21 protein-coding genes and 1 pseudogene are annotated in these 23,307 nt (G+C 38.0%); 8 read left to right on the plus strand and 14 right to left on the minus strand.

Annotated features, from left to right (window positions below; all coding sequences use genetic code 11):
* Positions 1–186 precede the first annotated feature (186 nt).
* The gene (locus I6F49_RS18225; RefSeq protein ID WP_166420348.1) at positions 187–1,776 is read right to left on the minus strand and encodes an ABC-F family ATPase; all 1,590 of its coding nucleotides are present in this window, start codon (positions 1,774–1,776) and stop codon (positions 187–189) included.
* 636 nt (positions 1,777–2,412) lie between these two features.
* On the opposite strand from I6F49_RS18225, the gene I6F49_RS18230 reads away from it, so the two are divergent.
* Entirely contained in the window at positions 2,413–3,621 is a 1,209-nt protein-coding gene (locus tag I6F49_RS18230) for a porin (RefSeq protein WP_197181554.1), read from the plus strand.
* A 580-nt stretch (positions 3,622–4,201) separates the two neighbouring features.
* Here the strand turns inward: I6F49_RS18230 and I6F49_RS18235 are convergent.
* The 3 genes from I6F49_RS18235 to I6F49_RS18245 form a co-directional block, all read right to left on the minus strand.
* Positions 4,202–5,083, minus strand: a complete 882-nt coding sequence (locus I6F49_RS18235; RefSeq protein WP_197181555.1) for an alpha/beta hydrolase — start codon at positions 5,081–5,083, stop codon at positions 4,202–4,204.
* 35 nt (positions 5,084–5,118) lie between these two features.
* Positions 5,119–5,730, minus strand: coding sequence for a MarC family protein (locus tag I6F49_RS18240; RefSeq protein ID WP_165741325.1), 612 nt, complete (start codon positions 5,728–5,730; stop codon positions 5,119–5,121).
* Between the two features lie 168 nt (positions 5,731–5,898).
* Positions 5,899–6,381 (minus strand): GNAT family N-acetyltransferase, encoded by a 483-nt coding sequence (locus I6F49_RS18245; protein ID WP_165741326.1) that lies wholly within the window; start codon positions 6,379–6,381, stop codon positions 5,899–5,901.
* A 106-nt stretch (positions 6,382–6,487) separates the two neighbouring features.
* Here I6F49_RS18245 and I6F49_RS18250 point away from each other — a divergent pair, with 106 nt between their 5' ends.
* Positions 6,488–6,688: a hypothetical protein gene (locus I6F49_RS18250; RefSeq protein WP_002962626.1), complete on the plus strand. Its 201-nt coding sequence runs from the start codon at positions 6,488–6,490 to the stop codon at positions 6,686–6,688.
* Between the two features lie 61 nt (positions 6,689–6,749).
* On the opposite strand, the gene I6F49_RS18255 is transcribed toward I6F49_RS18250, so the two are convergent.
* Positions 6,750–6,944 (minus strand): CPXCG motif-containing cysteine-rich protein, encoded by a 195-nt coding sequence (locus I6F49_RS18255; RefSeq protein ID WP_165741327.1) that lies wholly within the window; start codon positions 6,942–6,944, stop codon positions 6,750–6,752.
* A gap of 288 nt (positions 6,945–7,232) precedes the next feature.
* Here I6F49_RS18255 and msrA point away from each other — a divergent pair, with 288 nt between their 5' ends.
* Positions 7,233–7,832, plus strand: coding sequence for a peptide-methionine (S)-S-oxide reductase MsrA (gene msrA / locus I6F49_RS18260; protein WP_165741328.1), 600 nt, complete (start codon positions 7,233–7,235; stop codon positions 7,830–7,832).
* A gap of 68 nt (positions 7,833–7,900) precedes the next feature.
* Here the strand turns inward: msrA and I6F49_RS18265 are convergent, their stop codons facing one another.
* Positions 7,901–8,140 (minus strand): hypothetical protein, encoded by a 240-nt coding sequence (locus I6F49_RS18265; protein WP_197181556.1) that lies wholly within the window; start codon positions 8,138–8,140, stop codon positions 7,901–7,903.
* A 256-nt stretch (positions 8,141–8,396) separates the two neighbouring features.
* On the opposite strand from I6F49_RS18265, the gene I6F49_RS18270 reads away from it, so the two are divergent.
* Entirely contained in the window at positions 8,397–9,311 is a 915-nt protein-coding gene (locus tag I6F49_RS18270) for a 2OG-Fe(II) oxygenase family protein (RefSeq protein ID WP_197181557.1), read from the plus strand.
* Positions 9,312–9,385: 74 nt separating this feature from the next.
* Here I6F49_RS18270 and I6F49_RS18275 read toward each other — a convergent pair whose 3' ends face one another.
* From I6F49_RS18275 to I6F49_RS18295, 5 genes are all read right to left on the minus strand, one after another.
* On the minus strand, positions 9,386–11,497 hold the full coding sequence (locus tag I6F49_RS18275; RefSeq protein ID WP_197181558.1) for a TonB-dependent siderophore receptor: 2,112 nt from the start codon (positions 11,495–11,497) through the stop codon (positions 9,386–9,388).
* Positions 11,498–11,512: 15 nt separating this feature from the next.
* Positions 11,513–12,835 carry a DUF3526 domain-containing protein gene (locus tag I6F49_RS18280; protein WP_197181559.1) on the minus strand — a complete coding sequence of 441 codons (1,323 nt, stop codon included), beginning with the start codon at positions 12,833–12,835 and terminating at the stop codon, positions 11,513–11,515.
* Positions 12,832–14,280, minus strand: a complete 1,449-nt coding sequence (locus tag I6F49_RS18285; RefSeq protein ID WP_197181560.1) for an ABC transporter permease — start codon at positions 14,278–14,280, stop codon at positions 12,832–12,834. The genes I6F49_RS18280 and I6F49_RS18285 overlap by 4 nt, the downstream gene beginning before the upstream one ends.
* Entirely contained in the window at positions 14,280–15,080 is an 801-nt protein-coding gene (locus I6F49_RS18290; RefSeq protein WP_197181561.1) for an ABC transporter ATP-binding protein, read from the minus strand. The genes I6F49_RS18285 and I6F49_RS18290 overlap by 1 nt, the downstream gene beginning before the upstream one ends.
* A gap of 202 nt (positions 15,081–15,282) precedes the next feature.
* On the minus strand, positions 15,283–15,591 hold the full coding sequence (locus tag I6F49_RS18295; RefSeq protein WP_165741472.1) for a LysR substrate-binding domain-containing protein: 309 nt from the start codon (positions 15,589–15,591) through the stop codon (positions 15,283–15,285).
* Between I6F49_RS18295 and I6F49_RS18300 the strand changes: the two genes are divergently transcribed.
* The 3 genes from I6F49_RS18300 to I6F49_RS18310 all read left to right on the plus strand — a co-directional run bounded on the left by I6F49_RS18300 (position 15,590) and on the right by I6F49_RS18310 (position 18,235).
* The gene (locus I6F49_RS18300) at positions 15,590–16,396 is read left to right on the plus strand and encodes a YbfB/YjiJ family MFS transporter (RefSeq protein WP_331461456.1); all 807 of its coding nucleotides are present in this window, start codon (positions 15,590–15,592) and stop codon (positions 16,394–16,396) included. The two genes, I6F49_RS18295 and I6F49_RS18300, sit on opposite strands and share 2 nt — an antisense overlap.
* A 183-nt stretch (positions 16,397–16,579) precedes the next feature.
* The gene (locus I6F49_RS18305) at positions 16,580–17,281 is read left to right on the plus strand and encodes a metal-dependent hydrolase (RefSeq protein ID WP_197181562.1); all 702 of its coding nucleotides are present in this window, start codon (positions 16,580–16,582) and stop codon (positions 17,279–17,281) included.
* A 351-nt stretch (positions 17,282–17,632) separates the two neighbouring features.
* Entirely contained in the window at positions 17,633–18,235 is a 603-nt protein-coding gene (locus I6F49_RS18310; protein WP_197181563.1) for a thiamine biosynthesis protein ThiC, read from the plus strand.
* Positions 18,236–18,505: 270 nt separating this feature from the next.
* Here I6F49_RS18310 and I6F49_RS18315 read toward each other — a convergent pair whose 3' ends face one another.
* Entirely contained in the window at positions 18,506–19,072 is a 567-nt protein-coding gene (locus tag I6F49_RS18315; RefSeq protein ID WP_197181564.1) for a hypothetical protein, read from the minus strand.
* Between the two features lie 773 nt (positions 19,073–19,845).
* Here I6F49_RS18315 and I6F49_RS18320 point away from each other — a divergent pair.
* The gene (locus I6F49_RS18320) at positions 19,846–21,912 is read left to right on the plus strand and encodes an agarase (protein WP_165728660.1); all 2,067 of its coding nucleotides are present in this window, start codon (positions 19,846–19,848) and stop codon (positions 21,910–21,912) included.
* Between the two features lie 200 nt (positions 21,913–22,112).
* Here I6F49_RS18320 and I6F49_RS20415 read toward each other — a convergent pair.
* Positions 22,113–22,253 (minus strand): annotated as a pseudogene (locus I6F49_RS20415) (transposase); the annotation flags it as partial.
* Positions 22,254–22,464: 211 nt separating this feature from the next.
* A partial coding sequence (locus I6F49_RS18325) for a transposase (RefSeq protein WP_197181565.1) occupies positions 22,465–23,307 on the minus strand: 843 nt, incomplete at its 5' end.

A 23,307-nucleotide genomic window follows, 5' to 3' on the forward strand; every position in this document is an offset into this window, starting at 1 on the left:
ATTTTCTTTTTAACTAAGCGCCCTTGTTCATTGCAGCACACCACATGGAAAAATCTTTTTGCTATGTCTAAACCAATTGTTGTAATCTTCATTTTGGTCTTCTCCCTTTGATTATTGTAACCACTTTAATCATGGCACATAGATGCCGTATAGGGAGGAGACCATTACATCAGGTTAAATTGCTAATTAAGCGTCTTTACTCGCTAGGTATTCTGCGTAGTTGCCTCTAAAGTCAATGATTTTACCATCTTTAACTTCCCAAATACGGGTAGCTACCGATGATACAAATTGACGATCGTGCGATACAAACATTAATGTACCTTCGTAGGCTTCAAGTGCTAGGTTAAGCGCTTCAATAGATTCCATATCCATGTGGTTAGTTGGCTCATCCATTAACAGTATGTTTGGTTTATGCATCATAATTTTACCAAACAACATGCGGCCTTGCTCACCACCAGAAATTACTTTAACTGATTTTTTAATATCGTTTTGAGAGAACAACATACGGCCTAAGAAGCTGCGAACCACTTGCTCGTCATCGCCTTCTTGTTGCCATTGTTCCATCCATTGAAACAAGTTCATGTCGGTTGCAAACTCGTCAGCGTGATCTTGTGCGTAGTAGCCAATGTTCGCGTTTTCAGAGAACTTAAACTCACCGGCTTTAGGTGCTAAGCGCCCTGCTAGCGTGTTAAGTAATGTTGTTTTACCAACACCATTTTCACCAATGATAGCAATACGTTCGCCAACTTCTACTAAACCTTCAAGGCCAGAAAACAACGTATTGTCGTCAAACCCTTGCGTTAAGTTATTCATTTCAAGCGCGTTTCTGAATAATTGCTTTTCTTGGTCGAAACGAATAAACGGTGTTTGACGTGATGAGGCTTTAACTTCGTCTAACTGAATTTTGTCGATACGTTTAGCGCGCGATGTAGCTTGCTTAGCTTTAGATGCGTTAGCAGAGAAGCGTGATACAAACTGTTGAAGTTCAGCAATTTGGTTTTTCTTCTTCGCGTTTTCGCTAAGTAGCTGCTCACGTGCTTGCGTTGCTGCAAACATGTATTCGTCATAGTTACCTGAGTAAATACGTAGCTCACCGTAGTCAATATCTGCCATGTGAGTACACACAGAGTTTAAAAAGTGACGGTCATGCGAGATGATTATCATGGTACAGTCGCGTTGGTTTAACACGTCTTCTAACCACTTGATGGTATAAATATCCAAGTTATTGGTAGGCTCATCAAGTAGCATTATATCTGGGTCTGAAAACAACACCTGTGCAAGTAGCACGCGTAGTTTAAAACCAGGTGCAATTTCTGACATTGGGCCAAAGTGTTGCTCAGTACCAATACCTACGCCTAATAGAAGCTCGCCTGCTTTAGATTCAGCAGAGTAACCATCCATTTCAGCAAATTCAGTTTCAAGATCGGCTACTTTCATACCGTCGTCTTCACTCATTTCTGGTAAAGAGTAAATACGGTCGCGTTCTTGTTTAATTTTCCACAGTTCTTTATGGCCCATAATAACAGTATCAATTACTGAGTATTCTTCGTAGGCAAACTGGTCTTGGTTTAGTTTAGCAACGCGTTCATTAGGATCAGTACTTACATTACCTGAAGACGCTTCAAGCTCACCACTTAAAATTTTCATAAATGTTGATTTACCACAACCATTTGCGCCGATTAAACCGTAACGGTTTCCATCGCCAAATTTTGCTGAGATATTTTCAAATAATGGTTTAGCACCAAATTGCATGGTGACATTAGCTGTACTAATAATAGCGCTACCCTCCAAGGGAGTAAGGATGTAATTAAATTGCGCGCAGTTTAAACCAAAATGGCCTGTTTTTCTATGAAACTTTAATGGCAAGCCACGTCGTTTAAGGTAATTATTATCACTGAGCTACTCGTAATTAAAATAACAAATTAAATTTAGTGTTTTTGCAAATTGTTATTCAACTTAGATAAATTAAAATTCATAAATACATTCATAATAAACCGATATGAGTGTTTATAATTTGGTATATATATTAGAGTAAAAGCACTTTTAACGTGTATGTGTGTTTACTTAACTCATTTTTGTACAACCTATAATAAAAAGCTATATTTATGAAAATAAAGCACTTTTAGAGCTTTTACACTAGCCGCTATTTTTTAACCAAGATGAAATTAATTCAAATTAGAATTTTAACACACCACTTATTACCAATTCTTTTTACCTACAAAACAACTAAAAAAACAAACCTCAGCAACACCTGAAAAACAAAATTAACCTCTCGTGAACACCTATTAAGATTAATGCTCAGTTTTATTGAGTATTTTTCACTTTTGAGTCGTTTATCGCTTTGTTAGTCTGCAAATCTGAATTTTTACCTACGTGAAAACACTGATCAATTTACACAGGGCAACACACAAGATGAGCAAAAAATTAGCAACACTGGTTAGCGCAAGTATTGTACTAGCACCCGCAGTTTCGGCGGTAGAGCTATACAAGGATGATAAAAACACTCTAAAAGTAGGTGGTTATCTTGATGTGCGTGTAATTAATACACAAAACGAAACCGAAGTTGTTAATGGTACTTCACGCATCAACTTTGCCTTTACCCGAAAGCTTAAGAAAGACTGGACTGCCCTTGCACTCGTAGAATGGGGTGTAAACCCTGTTGGCAGCAGCGATATTGTTTACAACAACCGCTTTGAATCAATTCAAGATGAGTTTTTATATAACCGTTTAGGTTACGCAGGCCTTTCGCACGAAAAGTACGGGCAACTTACCATTGGTAAACAATGGGGTGCATGGTACGACGTAGTTTACGGCACAAATAATAGCTTTGTATGGGATGGCAATGCCGCAGGCGTTTACACTTATAATAAAGACGATGGCGCTGTAAATGGCACTGGCCGTGGCGATAAGCTAGTGCAGTACCGCAATAGTTACAACGATTTTAGTTTTGCAGTACAAGCGCAGCTTAAAAACAGCGAATTTTATACCTGTGACGTAAGCGACATTTCAGAAGAAGAATGCGAAACACTTTGGAACTCAGGCGATAGCGCAGCCCAAGAAGTTGAATTTAATTACACATTTGGTGCTTCTGTTACTTATACACCAACAGATATGCTAACGCTTACTGCAGGTGTTAACCGTGGTGAGTTTGATTTAACGTTTGGCGATGGCTATACCCGAAACGTTGAAGATTTAATTTATGGTGCAGGCATTATGTGGGGCAACATTGATAAGCCCGGCCTTTACGTTGCTGCCAACATAAATAAAAACAAAAACCACGACACAGATAATATTGGTCGCTTAATTGATGACGCAATTGGCATAGAAACATTTGCATCTTACCGCTTTGATAACGATTTTCGCCCTTTTATTGCCTACAACGTGTTTGATGCCGGTGATGATTACGTAATACAACCAAACTTTAACGCCGATCCTAACGATGTATTTAAACGCCAGTTTGCTGTTATTGGCCTTCATTACTTAATTGACGAAGACACTATTGCCTACGTAGAAGCGCGTAAAGACTTTAGCGACTTTGAAAGTGATAACGACGATCAACAAGCACAAATGGAGCAGTCGGAAGATGACGGTATAGCATTTGGTTTTAGATATAAGTTTTAAATATAAGCTCTAAATATAAGTTAAAAAACGACTACAACTTCCCTTAGCACAACCCTTTTAGCCCTTTTAACTTTTTAACTGGGCTTTTTTTATTCCGCCATACTTTTGAATCCCACCGACCTGTATTTTGCACTATTCCTTTGATTACCTTTTCAACAATTTAACTCTATTGCTTAGTTTAGCCTTAAAATAACATTAAGTATGATGTGTTCTTTAAGTGTAAAGCCACCAGCCAATTTATATTAATTGCATTAATAGTGTAAAAAGATGGTGAAACTATATTGAAATTGCAAAATACTTACATCGCTTTTTGCTGATCACAAAGGCGTAAGGCTGATTAAAAGCAGTAACAAATAGATGTGTACATGCTCATAGGTACTGACTGCATTCTAACTCAATACCTATAAACTGTATATAAAAACAGTATTTTCATTTGCTGTGCAAAAATAAATTAAACCAACTTCCCTTTGTAAGTCGTTAATAATATTAAACTAAGTAAAATTCTATGAAGCTGGTTCGTTCTCATAAATAGATAAAATAACAATAACTGTATGCATATACAGCTACAATTTAAGCCAACCTACTTTTTAATAAACGCACTATAACCAGCTAATGCCTTAGCTACACTAAGAGGTGGATTGTCTGAATGCTCAGCACCATCGTTTATAGCACTTTGCCAGACAAGGTTATTATTAGGGTTTATTGTTAAAGCAGTCTCTAAATTATTAAATGCTTTTAACATTAACGGATGCTCTGCTCCGCCCACCGAAAGATATAAATAAGTAGGTGACTTCACTTTATTTGCTTGAGCCGTTAAAAACGCATCTACGTTATTAACTACAGTCATGTCGTCATACCAAGCTGCAGGGCTAAACGCAAAATAACCATTAAATAACTCAGGCTTTGTATGCAGTGTATAAAGTACGAAGCTACCACCTGCCGAAAAACCACTTAATACACGATTATTACTAAGCTTATAATTTGTTGATAAATATGGAAGTAACTCAGTTTCAATAAATGCTAAAAACTTATCAGCTTCACCGTTTGGCTCAGGTAGTGTTTCGTGCTCTAAACGCGCTTGTGTATTTACATCTTGGCGGGCATAAGGAGGCACTAAATCGCGATTACGAGTATCTTTAAAAAATAAATTAGGGATAGACACCAATATAGCCTTATCCCCTTTTTCGCTCTTAGCTTGTTTTGTAAGTGCTTTATCCCATGTATCTAAATTAAAATTACCATCGGTTTTAATAATTAACGGGTACGCTTTTTTAGCATTGTAATCAGTCGGTAATCTTATAAAAACCTTACGTGATTCGTTAAGTACTTTAGAGTTAATAGTTACATCCGTATAAGCCGATACATAATGATTGTAATAATTTATCGCCAATATTCCCAAAACAAGTATAACTATCGCTAAAGCTAAATTTGTAAGATAGAGTTTTGTTATTTTTATAGCCATTTGGCATCCCCTTAAATATTTACTTTAAGAATTACTTAATCGAGCTTAACCCATTGTTTTATTTCAAGCGCAGTCATAATAAGCTCAACTGAAAACGCAGCTAAAATCATCCCCATCACACGCGTTAAAATAGACGCGCCGCCCGTTCCAATCAACTTAATTATTTTGCCCGAAAGCAGCAACAGTATTAATGTAATACCCAGTACTCCAATAGTAACAAGCGCTGTGCCTATTTGTGTAGTAATGGGGTGTATATGGTTATCGGTAAGGAGTATTACAGCCAAAATAGCGCCTGGAGTAGCTGTGGCTGGTATAGCTAGCGGAAACACAGCAATATCGTGTTCGGGGTCTTGTTTAGCTTTATTAGAATCGTTTCCAAATATCATTTGCAGGCCAAACAAAAACAATATAATTCCGCCTCCTAACTGAAACGAAACCAGCCTAATCCCCATCGCATTAAGTATTAGCTGCCCTATTAAAATAGAACCCAATAGAACGCCACCAGCATATAGCACGGTTTTAAAGGCTGTTTTACGACGTTGTTGATCAGTTAAGTGAGTAGTAATCGCAGCAAACAGCGCCATAGTGCCTATTGGGTCAATGGTAGCCCAAATAACAAGCGCATCTTGAGATAGTTTTTCTAGCATATAAAATCCTTGTTAAGCGTTAATGTTTAATTAAACACGGGTAACAAATTCATTTGCTTACGCTTAACTATAATAGAAAGCTGTTATTTTTTGTATTTTATTTACACTTGGAGTGTGTTGACCTTTCAGGATAGAAAAAAGATAAGCACTTATAATTGCCGTCTTTAGTTAAAGTGATTTCTGCCAAATAGAATGCTCGTGCAAACTAAACCCTAACTTTATAAGTAAATTATGAGAACGTGCATTATGTGCACTCACCTCAGCCGATAAATGTTTAAGCGGAATATGCTCAAGTAGCGCTTCAATAAAACCGGTGACTACTTCAAACATCACTCCCTTATCCCAAAAGTCGGGGTGCAACTCAAAACCTATAAAAGCACTACTTTTACAGGGTGTTAAATTATAAAGCCCACAGGTGCCCATTAACTTCCCTGTCATATTATGTTCAATTGCAACTCTTACCACTTCGCCTTCGTAATAGGCGCTTATATCATCTTGAATTAATTGTTTGATTTGTGTTTTGCTAAGCGGTGTTTCGTAGTCGTTAAATTTACTAACCTGAGGATGGTTTAAAATATCAAATAAACACGCAGCGTGTTTGTGGGTAATTAAACGAAGAGTAACGCGGTCAAGCTGTGTGGTATTAAACATTTTATTTAAGTAGTTAGTTAAATTAGCTCTTTATGGGCAAGCATTATTAACTTACCATACCCCATTAACAAGCATTATCTTTAAAGCAAAAAGAGTAGATAACGTAATGAGTGACGATTTTAAAGTAATACAACCCACTACCACAGTATATTGCCCAAAACGCGGCGAAGGCTGGACCTTAACAGGCATTACTAATATTAACGAGTTTACCTCTGTAATGTTTGACGGCACACGCTACACGCTCCCGGCGCGCGAAATAGTAGAAGAGCTTTTGCCAAACCAACTAGCACGCGAACAAAATAGCTAGTTAGTTCCGTACACAACAAAAAGGCTGCAGCGTTGCAGCCTATTTTATAATTTACGGCAATTTAAAATGTATCATCTTCACTGTATACATTAACATTTAACTCATCTTCATCTTCAAATACCACAAACGAAATTGGTTTACAGCATACTTGGCAGTCTTCAATGTATTGCTCATCAATATCTACTGCATCAAGTAATACTTCTATGCTTTCTCCGCAATAAGGACAGCTTATTGATTTTTCGGTTAACTGGTTCATTTATCACCTGCTAATTTATATCTCGAATGTTGTCACTTTAATAAACAAGCTCGCATAATACAACAGCGTATCAAATAGCGTTTATTTTGTTAAATTAACTAAACCATCCTACTTGCTTTAAAAGTGATCTTACTCCCGGTTTTATGCTTATAAAACTTTTTAAATGACATTACTTTGCGCCATAAATAGTTAAGCGGCTAAAACTATGCCACTACAATGAAATAGTATTAGCACTTGGCGGGTCTAACTTTATAAGTATTTAAACTCACACTTCAGGTGGATAATTTTATGAAAAAATCACTCGCATTAGCATTAACATCTGCCGCAATTTTGTTTAGCACATTTACGCATGCAGCTAAAACCGAAAAAGCTGTGTTAGCTGGAGGTTGCTTTTGGTGTATGGAAAGCGACTTTGAAAAGCTAGAAGGTGTAACCGATGTAATATCGGGTTTTACTGGTGGCAAACTTAAAAACCCAACATACAATGGTAACCATAAAGGCCATTACGAGGCAGTAGAAATCACTTACGACCCGGAGGTAGTAAGCTATAAGGGCATACTTGATCATTACTGGGTTAATATTGATCCCTTTGATGCCAGAGGCCAATTTTGCGATAAAGGCCCAAGTTACTTAAGTGCTATATTTGTTGAAAACGACGAACAACGTAAATTAGCTGAAAAAACAAAAGCAGCTGTAGTTGCCGAGTTTCCTAATCAAACTGTGGTTACGCCTATACTAAACGCAAGTACCTTTTACCCTATTAAAGGGAGGGAAAGTTTTCATCAAGATTATTACAAAAACAACCCAATTCGATACAACACCTATCGCTGGCGTTGTGGTCGCGACAGTCGTTTAGAAAATATTTGGGGCGATAGAGCAACTCATTAATCGAGTCTAGCTAGGTATTCCACTGTAAAATATTAAAAGGCTGATTTAATTATTAGTTTTTTAATATTTTAGTCATTTCGAGCTTCTTTAATAAATTGATATCTAAATTCAGATAAATAACCAACAATGCTAACAAGCAAAGCAGAATTAAAATCACCATTCACAAGCTGTGTCCAAACATTTCCCTCTCCATTAAAGCTAATGTAAAAAACCATAATAAAAGCTAGAAAGGCTGAAGCTTTATACATCCAAGAATACTCACCAAAAAATTTCTGAACCACACTTTTCTCTTTTAGTTTATCTTCCACAATAAATCTCCATTTTATATTGCTATTAAGTCATGCCTCTAACATAGGCAATATGAATTTATAGTAATGGTTTATTTATTCACCGTCTATTTCATAAAGCATTTGTTAGCTTAACTTGAGATGCTTAGTTTCGAGTTCATTATCAATAAATAGCATATTCTGTTTCCTAAAGTAGGTTGTTTATCTACTAAAATAAATATAATAAATTGCACTCCTAGATTGATACAAACCAATTCAACAACTGGGGTTACACAATATGTCTACCAATCAATTACAACTAGCACGTGCTCTAGATTTACCATCGAGAACAGCCATGTTAAACCGTGACAACTCGGTACAACAGTTTTGGTACAACAACGACGACCTGATTACAGACGCGTGGAAAGAATGGGAAGCAAGCGAAATTGATGCTTCTACTTTCACGCTAGACGATTCATTACTCGATAAAAATTTACGCGAAGCCGTACAACAAGCATGGCAAGACCCATCTAAAGAGCATTTAGTAAAAGCGCTTTTAGAAGAAGTGGCTCCTGATGTATTTCAGTTTCAATTTTTTGACCCTGAGCGCCTAGCCGTTTTACGTGGTTACCTTGAACAAGTATGGAACTCTAACATCCCTATGCGCCCACCGTACGGTATTGTATTAAACCGCCGTGGTGCCATGCTCGACAAACGATCAGAGGGCTATTTAGCAGCGCCAAATTTTCAAGCATTTTATAACGAAATGCTAAATACTTATATGCGCCCTATTTCACGCTTATTGTTTCCTGAAATAATTGGCTACGATACGCAAACATTTGGATTCTCTATTTACTACGATCCAAGTACAGATGCGTCTATTCGCCCACATACTGATGCATCGGCGGTAACGTTAAATATTAATTTAAATTTACCGGGTGAGGAGTTTACAGGTTCTGAGCTTGATTTTTACGACCAAGTAAATGGGAGCGTGATACAACTTGGCTTTAAACCAGGCACCGCAATGATACACCGAGGCAATATACCTCACGCGGCAAAACCTATTACCAGTGGCGATAGAACCAACTTTGTATTATGGCTGTTTGGCGATCGCGGTCGTTTACCAGCTCAAGATGCACAACGATCTGAAATAGAAGCTAAAGAGCGTTGGGATACACCTGTTACAACACCTGATGGCTATGCACCATTTTAAGTAAGCGCTTTTAAAGCTTTAAATAAAAATGGCTGCCTAATTTAAGCAGCCATTTTTAGCATTCGTTTAAAAGTTTAAAACATATATGTTGCAGATAGTCTTACGCTTCTTGGAGTGCCAGGTTGTACCCACGCATCAGCAAACGAGTTTGTGTAATACGTTTCGTCAAACAGGTTATCTACTTCGGCGCGTAAACCAAATGATTTAGTTACATCGTAATCAACAAATGCACGTGCAGTTGTGTAGCTTGGCAGTTCAAAGTCGGTACCAAAAAAGCCGTTTCGTGAACCTACATAAACTAAACCACCACCAAATTTAATGGCTTTACCGTATAATTCTGCCGATTTAACCAGTTGTAAACTAAATTGATTCTCAGGAATATTTAATAAAGAACTTCCCGCTTCTACTGTGTAGCCAAAATTAGCATCAAAAAATGAGTTTTCAATGGTTGCATCAACATACGCATACGATAACCAAAGGCTTACATCATCCGTTAGTTCACCGCTTATATCAATTTCAAAGCCTTTACTTTGCGCTTCACCAATAGCTGCAAAGCTAAACGCTGTTGGGTCGTCTACTACTAGCATGTTGTCTTGCTCTACTTTAAATACAGCAATGGTGCCAAACAGCGCGCCATCGTTTAAAGTAAACTTAACACCAACCTCAGATGACGTAGATTGATTTGGCTCAAACCCATCTCCGTTTGAATCAGTACCCAATAAAGGCCTAAAGTTTTCACCATAAGCCGCATAAACAGATACAAACTCGCTTGCTTCATATACAACACCAAACTGCGGGCTAATACGTGACTCATTTTGTTTTGATTGTGTATCAGCTAAATGATTATTAAGTGTTTGCTGGTAGTCATCAAAACGTATACCAATACGTACATCAAGCTTATCGGTTAGGCTTATTTGGTCTTGTATAAATACACCTAACGACTCCTGCACTTCTAACTTATCGGTATTGGCCGTTGGCGTAGGTAACTCATATGCTCCATATACAGGATTAAAAACATTTATATACTGATCGCCACGTACACGAAGAACAAATTGATCATTTTCGAACTTATCAGAATCAACACCAATTATTAAACGGTGATCCAACCCTGCAACCTCTAAATTACCTGTCACTTCGGCTCTAAATACCTGATATTTTGCATTGTAATCACGGTAGCGCCTAAAGCGATTTACTTCGCCATCTACTACACCACCAAAACCTGTTTCGGTTGCAAAACCTTCAAGCGATGTATCACGGTAATTAGCGCCCAGTAATACGCTCCAGTTATCATTAAAGTCATGAACAAACTCTAATTGATGGCCAAGTACGTCAGCATCTATTGGGCCATCACCTGGCTCGCCTAAAAAGCGGCTTTCTGGTATTAAGCCAAGCTCGCCATCTATTGCTAATACACCTCTATCAAACGGAACTTCTTGGTCGCTATATTCAAGTTCGTAAATTAGTTGGCTATTGTCGTCAATGTTCCACGTAATTGATGGGCTAAAACCTTGTTTAGTAGTTTCTATCGTATCGCGAAAGCTTTTTGCGTCCTCATAAAAACCAACCAGTCTAATTGCTACGTCGTCGCTAAGGGGCGTTGTGTAATCTACATCAGCGCGGTAGGTGTCAAAGCTGCCTACGCTTAGCTTTAGCTCGCCGCTTGTATCAAAAGTTGGGCGCTTAGTAACAAGGTTTACTGTGCCGCCTGGCTCACCTCTGCCAAATAAAGCTGCGCGAGGGCCTTTTAACACCTCAACCGATTCAATACCCGACAAATCACGTGAGCCACCAAAGCCACGCCCAGCATTAAACCCATTGACAAGGTAATTGCTTGGCAGGTTTTCGTCGCCAACAAAGCCGCGTAGCGCAAAGCTATTCCAAAGCCCGCCAAAGTTATTTTGACGCGCAACCGATGCCGACAAATCAAGCGCTTGGTTTAAATCTATTGCACCTGCATTTTCGAGTGCTTCTAAATCTATTTTCAGCTCTGATTGCGGAGTTTCTAAAGGGCTAAAATTACCTTGGTATGCTTGACGAGAACCAGTAACCGCTAAACGCTCAATAGGCTCTTTAGCACTGTTTTTAGCGCTAGTGTTCTCATTAGCTGCAATAGCGTGGCTTGCAAACATACTTGCTAAGCAGGCACTAATATAAGTGAGCTTAAGCCCTTTTTTATTGGTATTCATGATAAACCTTGTTCATTAGTTAGCTGATAAATTTTGTTTTGGCTGAGCGTCTACATTGCTTAGCTTTTTTTGTTCATTAAGTATGGTTTTGCTAAAGCTTGGCATATTTTCAAGCGCTGCTTTAGTTGGGTTACCTTTTACAAATAACCACGGGTAGTAAAACGTCCGTAAGCTTTTATGAAATCCACGCATTTGCGATTCATACCTAAATGCCGCTACGGCATCTGTTTTAGCCATTCGTGTTAAACCACGTTGAAGTAATAATGGCGGTGATAGCCACGATACAAATCCGGCTAATGAATACTTTTTACGTGCCGCATCTTGGTAAGCGTGTGATAGCTTCGCCGCTTTTTCATCGCCCACTTGCTGAAATGCGTAGTACCATTTCCATTCAAACTCACTTTGCATGTCGGTGTAGTTTGTCCACTCGGGGTGATTTGCCACAAAGGCGTCCATGGTTATTTGCTTTGGAATATCCCACGCACCATTAACTGCTTCTCGCTGGGTAAGCACAATGTCGCCACCTTTTGGCGAATGCACCGCTTTGTTTATCGCTAAATCACCTAAAATAGGAATAATAAACGCAACTAATACCCAAAAACCTATTAAGGTTGAGGCAACACGTGGCGCACTAATGGCATTTTTGCCCCACCACACACTCAATAACGTCCAAAAAGCCAAGTAAATAACACATATAAAAGTAATAAAGCCAACATCACCCAATACTGAACTGCTAATAAATGCGCCTACATAAAATGGCAACATTAAGCATATTATTACCGCTATAAACCTTACCGTTATACGTGCGCCCCACAGCGCAAAATAAGATTTAGCCGTAGTTACCAGCAAATCGTGCCTGCCACTGGTGCGCTCAATAGCAAATAAGTCATGAAATAATAAAATAATCACTAATGGCGCTAAAGCACTTAATACAAATACAAAATCAATTTTACCTGCCTGAGCAAGCTCTGCGTTTTGTGCATCGCTTTCGTATATTTGCCCCTCTAGCGCAAGTAAGTTTAAGCGGTGTTTCCACGGGTAAATATCGCGCTCGCCTAAAGCAGCAAATGCTAAATTTGAAGGCGATGAATACGTTAAATGAAAACTGTAATAAGCAAGCGAGCCTGCATCATCGTACTTATGCTGTACATTAATTAAGTCCGTTAAATCGGCTGCTTTTAAGCGCTCAATAGTTTGCTTTTGCTGTGTTACTTCGCTAAGTCCGCTATAAACGGCAAATCCCGACATAACAAACGTACATACCAGTAATACCACTAAATATTTTTGACGAAGTAAAAAACGCCATTCACGCACAAATTGTTTTAATAGGTAACTCATAACAAACGCCTCCCTACAAATTTAATCCCGCCTAACAACACTGCAATCCAAAGTAGTAGCTGTAAAAAAGCGGGTATGCTTCGCTGCGTTCTTACTTCAGGGGTGTCTACATTAAAGGTGAAATCTTGCAGTATTTGCCAATTTTTAGCACTTACACGTGCCTTTTTGGTTGCTGCAGTATTTGCATTTCGGTTCATGTCGTCTTGGTAGCTAAGCTTTTCTACATGAACTTTATTAAGCCCTTGTACAAAATCAAAGCGCAGCTGTTCGGTTTCGCGTAAAAAACGATGATGCGTTTCAATACTTGTTCCCACTACAATCATTGATAACGACCGAATTGCCACCATAGGTGAAACCCAGCCAAAATAACGCGACACCTTTGTTTGTTTTAGCTCAGCTTGCATACGCTGCTGGGCAAACTTATTGAGTACGCTAGTTAACTCAGCCTCTGATTCGCTTGCCACAAGCCCTCTAAAATTAACGGGTAACTCATCAATACTGCTCACGTTGTATTTAGTAAGGAGTGATTGTTTAAATTGCTTAAATGCGGGGTCGTTTGTGTTGTGGCCGTCACCTAGTTTTCTAAGCTCGGCTTTTACAGCAAAGTCGGTTTCTATTTTACCTGCTGATGGTACAGCCGTTGAAGCTGTTGTACTCGCTACTCGTGGCATTACAATACACAGTAAAATCCATGCAAAAGCGAGTGTTGTAAAGCTGCCGCTGTTTTTACTAAACACGCTTGATGCCAATAAAACAAGCAGCACCCACACAGTTAAATATAAAGCGTAGCCAAGCACAAAGCTTGCCACAGCAAGTAACCCTTCGCCTGAGCCAAGTGTAAATAGAGCCGATACCGTAAGCGGAATTAAAATTAATCCTACAACCGACATTAACGCAAGCCCTTTACCTGCAATGAGCGTTACGCCCGATGTACCTTGCGATAACAAGTAAGATAACGTTTGCGACTCACGTTCTCGGCTAATAGCACTATAACCAATTAATATCAGTAATAACGGTGCGAGTGTTTGTACAATAAATGCAGGGGTTAAACTGCCTAATTTGGCTAATGCTGTACCTTGGCGGCTATCTGCAAACATTGCACTGTTTTGTCTGTGCCCTTCTAAAAATATAGAGTTACCCGTATAGGCATCAATACCTGGGTCGAGTGTGCTCAGTGGCGAAGGCGTTCTAAATGCATAATGCCCATAATGCACCATTCTGTGCGGGTGGCGGTCGGGCTGATCAACAAAACTTTGCTCAGCGCTTGTTTGCAGTTCGTGGCGAGTATGGCTTAGCTCCATCATAGTAATAGCGGTCACAATTACCGACGCAAGTGTGAGCACTAAACCAATAATAAGTACCGTCATTGCAAGTTTTGAACGAAGCCAATAGCGCCATTCATCCTTTGCAACAATAACCACCTTTGAAAAGTTATTTATGCTCATTACGCGCCTCTTTGTGCAAAAGCTGCGTGGACTTGTTCGGTATCAATACGGCCATTTTGTGGTGCGTCAAATTCGCCCACCAGCTCACCAGCTCTTAATAAACCAATACGATTAGCCACTTGGCATGCGCCGTATACATCGTGCGTCACCATTAAAATAGTCGCTCCCGTTAATGCAAGCTCACGCACAAGTTGGTTAAACTCGTCAATTGCAACAGGATCTAAGCCCGACGTAGGCTCATCAAGTAAAAATATCGGTGCTTCACGTAAAATGGCTAATGCAATCGCTGTTTTTTGTCTCATGCCTTTTGAGTAGGTTTGCATGTGGCGATCCCACGCAGCTTCTTGCAAGGCTACGCGGTTAAACGCGGCATTAATTTGCTCGTCTGTTTTATTAATATCAGCAAGTGATAAAAAATACGCTACGTTTTCGCGTGCTGTTAAATGCGGATACAACGTTGCCGACTCAGGTAAATACGCGGTTTTACCACGCACAAAATCAAGCGCTTGTGTTACCTCTTTACCTGCTACTTTTACCGAGCCTTCGGATGGTTTATTAAAACCCAGTAACGTTTTTAAAGTGGTTGATTTACCCGCACCATTACCGCCTAGTAGCGCGTAAATTTCGCCAGGGCCCACGCTAAAGTTTAAGTTTTTTAAAATAGCGTTGTTTTTAATGCTAAAACAAAGCGAGTCCACTTCAATAATGGCATCGCGATTATTGTGTGTACTACTAACGGGTTGCTTAGGGATTTGTGATTCTATTGGTGATGTTTTATTAATTGCGGTAGGTGTTGTCACACTAAACTCTATATGGGGAATCAGAATTTGTGAATGTTATACTATATCAAACAGCAATTGCAATAATATAACATTGCCAATGTTAATAAATACGTAAATTTAACGCTATTAAGTAAAATTGATGTACCAAACGCTAATTTAAGCCAAGCTGTTAAGTGTAATTAATTAGCCTTTAGGTTTGCCCCTCTATTTAGTTTTTGTCCTATTTAATTTGTAATAGTTCTGCTAAAGCGAGTACGCCAGGCTCCAAAGGGCAATCTTTTCTATAAACAATCGAAAGCTCCACATGCTTAGGGCCAAAGCTAACAGGGTTTATACACAGCGGTTTTTCGTACCGGCTTCCTATAACCATGTTTTTACCCATAATTGTGTAACCTAAACCAGCAGATACACACCCTAAAACACCATCTGCACTACTCATAATCATTAACTCTTCATTAGTGCGCCCTGCTTTTTGTTGCCATACAAGTGCATGTTTTCGATGACCACACCCCTCTCTCTCACAAATAATACAGGGTAATTTAAAATGGCTTGTAAATAATAATCATCGCGCAGAGCTAGGCATTCACTTTGCCGGAGCAGGCATCAGTATTGTTGTTACCTCACTACTCGTACAGTCAATGCTAGCCACAAATAGTAACTGGCAACAACAATGGATAGCGTTAGCCATTTTGGCTGCAATTATTGCAATACCAGCATGGCGGTGGATGCCACACCCCAGCGCTCATGGGCAAGTAAAAGTAACTAAAAAAGCCAACCCACCAAGTAAAACGTTTAAATTATTAATGATGCTAGCCTATTTTTGCGCAGGATATGGCTACGCCGTAAGCTCTACTTTTATTGTTGATATAGTAGAGCGTGTTGAAGGCCTAAAAGGACAAGGTAGCATTGCTTTTTTATTAGTGGGGCTTGCAGCAACACCCGCCACATTAATATGGGATTCTATAGCACGGCGTACTGGATTTATTAAAGCTTTAATAGCCGCATACACTTTACTTTTAATTGGTATTATTTTGCCCGCTATTAGCGATACGCTCCCCGTAATTATAATAAGTACCCTTCTGTTTGGAGGCACCTTTATTGCCTGTGTAAGCCTTGTTTTAACCATGGCGGGTAACTTTTATCCTAGTAACCCTGCAAGATCTATGGGCACGATGACCCTAGCCTACGGCGACGCACAAATAATAGCGCCTATACCAAGTGGATGCCTGCTGGAATATTTTGGTAACTATAATATGGCGCTTTATTTATCAGCATTCATAGTAATGATTGGTACTTGGTTTTTGTTTGGGCTTTTAAAAAAGCCTTTACTATAAACATAAGTAGCGCAGGTAAAGTAAATAAAACAAAATTACCTCTAAAAGTGGCTGCTAAAAATAGCAGCCATAAATAAATTTATTATCCAAGCTCACGCTATTTTAAGCCCACCTTTAAAGTAAATTGAACAATTAAGTTTTTGATTGTTAGAATGCCCCCCTATTTTCCTATCAAGAGACACAATGGCAAACTTCAATACTCATCTTAATACTGCGCTAATCATCACAGGCTTAACCTCAGCCACCTTATTATCTGCAGGCCATATTGATTTAAAGGACGCGCTCTGGTTATGGTTTTTAGGCTCAATCGGCGGCTTATTACCCGACATAGATTCAGATAACTCCACATCACTCGATACTATTTTTAACTTATTTGCACTCAGCGCTGTATTACTGGTACTGCATTACATAACCACCGAGCTCATTATTACAATTAGTTTTATCGAATTAATCGTAGTGCCGTTATTGGTGTACGGATTTATGAAATATATTATTAGACCCATTTTTGAATGGATCACAGTACACAGAGGTAGTTGCCACTCTTTACTATTTATACTGTTATGCGCGCTATTAACAACGCAAGTAGCATGGAAACTGAATGACCAATCAACAGCACAAACAGCCACTTTTGCCTGGTTAACAGGTGGATTTATTTTACTAGGCGGGTTAATTCATTTATTGCTGGACGAAATTTACAGCGTAGATTTAAGCAATGTCACCATTAAACGATCTTTTGGCACCGCTATGAAAATAGCTGACTTCGATAATAAATTAATTACGCTAGCTTCGATTATTGCCATTGCAGGTTTAATCTATGTAGCCCCGCCTACACAACAAACTATTATAGCGTTAAGTGATTGGTCTCAATTCATATTTTTCTCTTAACGCCGTAAGTAATCAGCCGTTTAACCACGTACTCAAAATTAATACCCTCTTGATAATTAAGATAGTTAAACGTTGATTTACTAAGAGGGTATGAGGCACTGCGCTTTTAAAGGGCATAAATGGCTTAAATAAAAACAGTTTTACAATTTAATTTTGATTTAAAAAACCAAAGCTTTAGCCTATTTGTTATTAATTATTATTTTTATAAGTTTAGTGAAATTATTAAATAGTTTCGCCTGTCTTATATCTGCAAGTATGAGCGCTATTTATATAAAAGTTTCATCTGATTGATGTATTCAGAGCTATTGCATCTTTTTAAAGCGTCAAATATAAAATTATAAGAGGTAAATAATGGAATTTACGAATAAACGCACCATCCTAATTTCAGCATCTTTATTGTTAGTATTGGCAATATCTCAGGCTATTTCTTCTGCCCTTTATAGTGCAGAAATTAGCTTTTCAAGGCAGTTTTCATGGGGGCTAGAAGCACTAGTATTTACTGTGCTTGCTGCCTTTGCTGGTACAGCAATGGTACAAGCAAAACATTCTCAACTAGGCTGGTCGGCTATCGCCTTTAGTGCGGTACTTAACCTAGTACAGGTAAGTATTGGCCTTACATTGTTTTCTACATTTGGAAAAGTAGCGGGTGCCTTAGAAGGCGCACAACCTTTAATTGGTGGCGTGGTTTCTTTGTCATTCATGATTTACTACGCAGCTAAAGTATTATTAGGATTAGCAGCACTTGTTTTTGGCCTGTCTTACTTAGCTAAAGGTGGTAAAGCCATTGGCGGACTTACAGCACTAGCAGGCGGAGTTGCAATGTTAGCCAATGGTATTTTAATTACCTTTGGCCGTGATGGATTCCTTCCATCAGCTGTCGCAGGCGCTTCGGGCATGATTGCAACGTTACTTTTAGCGATATGCTTAATAAGCCTTTACCGCAAACAAAACTAAGGCTTAATACCTTTCAAGTAAGCTATTCATTTGAATAAACTATAAACATCGGCATGTATTAGATATTCTAATTCGCCGATGTTTTACGTTTAAAGCATACGCTTAGCGTACCTCAAGTTAATGCCCACTTTCGTAAACTAAGATTAATTCACAAAGAGGATATGAGGCGCTTCGCTTTTAGAGGGTAAAAATAGCTAATATCAAAACCTTTAACCAATTTATGTTCTGATGTATGAAGTCAACATTTGACCCCCTTAGATTCTTATTCCCCTAATTAATACCTTTAGATTCAATAGCATTGAAGATATCTTCCCATTTCATAGCAAAAACTTTAACACCTTCAACGTTGTCGATTACATTCTGCATTTCACTTAAATACCAGCCTTTAGACAAAAATAACTCTGAAGTAAGAACTAACAATGTTTTGTTTTTAAAACCACTTTTCTCAAGGAACTTTGCTTGCCTTATAAGCTGAGTACCAGCGCTTGTAAATTTACTTCCAATTTTATTTTCGATTAACACGATTGTATTTTCGCTTTTAGAAAACGAAAGTAAATCTGCAGGCATCTGCCCCCATATATCTACAGTTTCTGAATCTGAAAAAAGAGGATATTCACAATAAAATGGGGTTGAGCAATTAATATATTCTGAAGAACAAAGTTTGTCAGATAAATATGGAATTGAATAAAGGTTAACACTACCCCAGTCAATAGAGCTATTTGCATGATGATAGGCCAATAACGAGCTCAACTCTGTCTCATTACTCGCTTTAAGACCTGTAATTGGATCTACCATTTCATTAGGAATACTTTGGATGAATTTTCTTTTTGTTGTCAATTGAAGACTCCTTGCCTTAAAAATTAATCGTTCAGTAGATTAATTCTTTATTTCCTCTGAGGTTAATCTCAAAAACATTAAATGTAAAAGGCTGCTTAATTTAAGCAGCCTTTTTAATAGCCTGTAGAACATGGAAAACTTATAAAATTGCCCAATCTAAAGTCTCTTGCTAGTTTTGCGTATTCTCAATAGGCCAATCTTTATGGAACAGACCAAACTAGACAGCCACATTTATTGAACAAACAAAACTGTGACACTAAATTTGCTCTTCAAGTTCAAAATTTATCTTTTATTGCTGGGTCACTTTATTTCATCCGTTAAATAAGTAATTAGCCCTATTAAACCTAAATTACACGCATGAAAATAACTGCATAATGCAGTAGTGATTTATTACTGAATAGTTTTACTGAGTAGCTTAAATTTTATGCGAGTAGCTTTTCGCAATTGCTGATATTTTCTTGTCGTGACGCATACTGAGTAAATTGCACCTTTGGTTGATAGTTAATTGTTTACAATGTATCTTGATTAGGTCTTTATTGAATAGAGCTATTTTTTTAAAGAAGTTTTATTGCTCTATTCAGATTTAAAATATTGACTTTAATTATTAATATAAATTAACAGCGAGTAGTTGAAATTATAAAAAATCGCTGTTAATTAATGATTTATGTCAGATGGAATAGAAAAATTAATGGAAGAAATAAAAAGGATAAAAAAGAAATAGAGGATTTTCTTATATGGAAATAATTACAACATCTAAACATCCGAGATACTATATGATAAACAAGCAAAAAAATTATTCAATGCTATATAAAGCATTAATTATCGCTCTACCAATACTTACAGCTACTTTTACAAGTAATGTAATAGCGGCTACAAATAAAGTTAACGTTGATGTTAATTTAGATACTAAACATCGTATCGGTAATATTCAAAGTTTCAATCGTGAAAAGTTTATTTCGTTACATTCAGCACCAACTGAAAATGATTGGAATGATGATAGCAAAGGTAATAATGAATTAGATGATTTGATCGGAAAATTCATCAAAGGTTACGACGTATATTTTGGTCGTGATACAGGGTATATGAAAAACCAACTTTTTGGTCAAGCACAAGATAACATCCGTTCAGGTTTTATTGACGAATCAACCGCAACAACTCTAGGGAAAGCAGCAGTAAATACCTTTGAAAAAAGCACTCAGGCCAGATTCGTTAATGGTAGACGTTTTAAAAATAGATCAGAAAATATGGTTGTTGCAGGTCAAGTTCACCCGTATTATCCTGATGGTACTAACATTGGCAATACTGGTTGGGCTTTCTCACAAACAGATACAGCGCAAGAGCCACTTGGTACAGCAACAGGTCACTATATGGGCCAGTTCTTAAAAAATTACTTTGCGCAAAGTAATACTGCAGTAGGTCATCCAAAACCTGCGTTTATAGAGGTAGTTAACGAACCTCTTTACGATCTTAATATCGATCCTAAAGATGGCAGAGCAAAAGCTCCTATTTCTGATATTTTTAGTTACCACACCAGTGTCGCTAAAGAAGTTCGTAAAACAAATAACGAAAAGTTAAATAAAGGCGTTAAAATTGCTGGATATACCACAGCATTCCCTAATTATGATTGGGATAACTTCCAACGCTGGGAAGACAACGATAAATTATTTATCGACACGGGAGGCAAAGATATGGATGTTTTTTCAATTCATTTATATGATTTTCCTACTCACCCACGCGGCGAAGAATATAGACGTGGTAGTAATGTTGAAGCAACCCTTGATATGTTAGAGCAATATTCAACGATTAAGTTTGGTCGAGTTAAACCATTATTAATCTCTGAATATGGTGCTTCGGTGCATTCATTACGTAATAAACCATGGACGCATGTTCGCGATGCTGAAAAATTACGTGGTTATAATGCGTTATTAACACAATTTTTAGAACGCCCTAATGTTATTGCTAAAGCTATCCCATTTATTCCAGTGAAAGCTGAATGGGGTAGACATGGTGATACCGGTTACCCATATGAAAACCGTTTAATGCGTCAAAATTTTGAGAAAGCAGGTCAAACAGGTACACAATGGGTATACACTGATTTAGTGAAGTTTTATCAATTATGGTCGAATGTTCGAGGTACGCATGTTGATAGTTGGGCATCAGATTTAGATATAATGGTTGATGCGTATGTGCAAAATAATAAAGCACACATCATCATGACGAGTTTAGAGTTTGAAGATACTGATGTTTCATTGAAAGCATTGGGTATTACGGGTAACTCGGTTAAATCAGTTCAAATAAAAACGTTATCTTACGATAATAATAACCATGCGTTATTGGAAACTAAAAACCTAACGAGTGTGCCAGGTACCGTATTTTTACCGAAAGAAAGTACTAAGATTATGACCATTACTTATCAAAACAAGATAAACATTGATAAAGTAAATCAAGAAACAAAGTATTACGCAACAACTTATAAAAAGCCGATTAAGGCGAATAGTAGTCTATTATTTAATATTAAAAATGTTGAAGTGGGAGCCCAAGGTGAAGCTGTATTACGCTTAGGTATGGGCCGTGCTCATGGTAAGTCTCTTGTTCCAGTTGTAAAAGTGAATGGTGTTACGGTAACAGTGCCAAAAGACTTTAGAGGATATGACCAAAAGAACGGTAAAACCCGTAACGGTCGTGCAAGCTTCTTTGGCGTGATTGAAATCCCTGTACCTCATGACATTTTACAAGGCAGTAACTGGATTAATGTCACCTTTGATGATGCGGGTGGTTTTGCCACAAGTGCAGCTTTACAAGTAATAAACTCAGACGAGAGTATTACGCGTAGACTTTAAATTTCTATTATAAGCAGTTGAGGTAAGTAGTTTAAATAAGCTTTTACTGAACATTAAAATGGTATTCATAAATTATGAATACCATTTTGTTGTTTGTAATACTTACTAAATGCATAACTAGTCGTTAACGCATAAAAAAACTTAAGCATTAATTTTTGAATAAAAAATTTAGATTGGGTGTCTTGTTAATTTTAGGGTGTCTTGTTAATTTTAAGCAGCTTATCTTCAACCCACCCTCGTCGATGCTCGTAAGATTGACCAGTAAAACGGTCTTCTCCACATAAAAATGCGCGACGAACACAGCGTGAAATACAGTGATAGTATTTTGTATCAACAACCAACTAAACTAGACAGCCACTTTAATTGAACAAACAAAACTGTGACACTAATATTTGCTCTTCAAGTTCAAAATTTATCTTTTATTACTGGGTCACTTTCATTTCATCTAATAAATAAGTCATTAGCATTCTTAAACCTGAATTACACGCATGAAAATAACTGCATAATGCAGTAGTGATTTATTACTGAATAGTTTTACTGAGTAGCTTAGTTTTATGCGAGTAGCTTTTCGCAATTACTGATATTTGAGCGCCGTTTCCGGTTTAGATTTTCACAGTAACTTGCTTGTGAGGGAGGCCTACCTACTGCGCCATGAAATACGCGCGTAAATTGTGTGGTGAGTTTTAACCAGTTTTCGGGGGATATATTAAGTCTTTCTAGCAAAGGAAGGTTCATATTATCAATGTGCCCGCGTTTATCCTCTCGCATTATTCGCCCTGTTAACTCAACAAGTTCAAGGTACGATTTAAGTTCAAACGGCAGCCCTTTAGGCATAATCTGACGAGGCATACCTGCAAAACGGAGTAACTGTTTTGGTTGTTTACCTTCTGCCGCGCATGTTAAACGATTTTGTACACTGGTATGGCCTGACTCCTCTGGAGTGTTAGCCATTTTAGCTCTAATGGGATTTAAATCGACATAGGCCATACAGGCTGCAAGTGCTGCTTCATCTAGTAATGCTTGCGATTTGAATCTACCCTCCCAGAATCTACCTGTGCAGCTATCATCTTTGTTTGCTCTACGCGCAATATCTTCATTTAATAGCCGCATAAACCAGCTGATACTTGCTAGGCGTTCACGGTATTGTTTAACCGTTTGATTGAAAAAGATGAGTTCAACTTTACTTAGCTTTTCACCTTGTACATATTTTTGCGTTAACAATGTGCCTTTACAGAGTTTATGCCAGCGAATAACAATCGCTTTATCATTCAGCCTGTTTGCTTTCTTATCATCTACATACAGTACTAAATGGGTATGATTACTCATTACGGCATAAGCACATACATCAATACAAAATACCTTCGCTAATTCAAGCAGCTTATCTTCAACCCACCC

Origin of the sequence: Pseudoalteromonas sp. SWN166, assembly GCF_015864485.1 — a bacterium.
In the GTDB taxonomy this organism is placed as follows: Bacteria; Pseudomonadota; Gammaproteobacteria; order Enterobacterales; family Alteromonadaceae; genus Pseudoalteromonas.

Bases quoted from the DNA above. Each gene is read 5' to 3' on its own strand.
- I6F49_RS18310 (WP_197181563.1), top strand. From the start codon at position 17,633: ATGGAATTTACGAATAAACGCACCATCCTAATTTCAGCATCTTTATTG.
- I6F49_RS18250 (WP_002962626.1), top strand. From the start codon at position 6,488: ATGAGTGACGATTTTAAAGTAATACAACCCACTACCACAGTATATTGC.
- I6F49_RS18270 (WP_197181557.1), top strand. From the start codon at position 8,397: ATGTCTACCAATCAATTACAACTAGCACGTGCTCTAGATTTACCATCG.
- msrA (WP_165741328.1), top strand. From the start codon at position 7,233: ATGAAAAAATCACTCGCATTAGCATTAACATCTGCCGCAATTTTGTTT.
- I6F49_RS18255 (WP_165741327.1), bottom strand. From the start codon at position 6,944: ATGAACCAGTTAACCGAAAAATCAATAAGCTGTCCTTATTGCGGAGAA.
- I6F49_RS18305 (WP_197181562.1), top strand. From the start codon at position 16,580: ATGGCAAACTTCAATACTCATCTTAATACTGCGCTAATCATCACAGGC.
- I6F49_RS18235 (WP_197181555.1), bottom strand. From the start codon at position 5,083: ATGGCTATAAAAATAACAAAACTCTATCTTACAAATTTAGCTTTAGCG.
- I6F49_RS18280 (WP_197181559.1), bottom strand. From the start codon at position 12,835: ATGAGTTACCTATTAAAACAATTTGTGCGTGAATGGCGTTTTTTACTT.
- I6F49_RS18245 (WP_165741326.1), bottom strand. From the start codon at position 6,381: ATGTTTAATACCACACAGCTTGACCGCGTTACTCTTCGTTTAATTACC.
- I6F49_RS18320 (WP_165728660.1), top strand. From the start codon at position 19,846: ATGATAAACAAGCAAAAAAATTATTCAATGCTATATAAAGCATTAATT.
- I6F49_RS18285 (WP_197181560.1), bottom strand. From the start codon at position 14,280: ATGAGCATAAATAACTTTTCAAAGGTGGTTATTGTTGCAAAGGATGAA.
- I6F49_RS18230 (WP_197181554.1), top strand. From the start codon at position 2,413: ATGAGCAAAAAATTAGCAACACTGGTTAGCGCAAGTATTGTACTAGCA.
- I6F49_RS18240 (WP_165741325.1), bottom strand. From the start codon at position 5,730: ATGCTAGAAAAACTATCTCAAGATGCGCTTGTTATTTGGGCTACCATT.
- I6F49_RS18275 (WP_197181558.1), bottom strand. From the start codon at position 11,497: ATGAATACCAATAAAAAAGGGCTTAAGCTCACTTATATTAGTGCCTGC.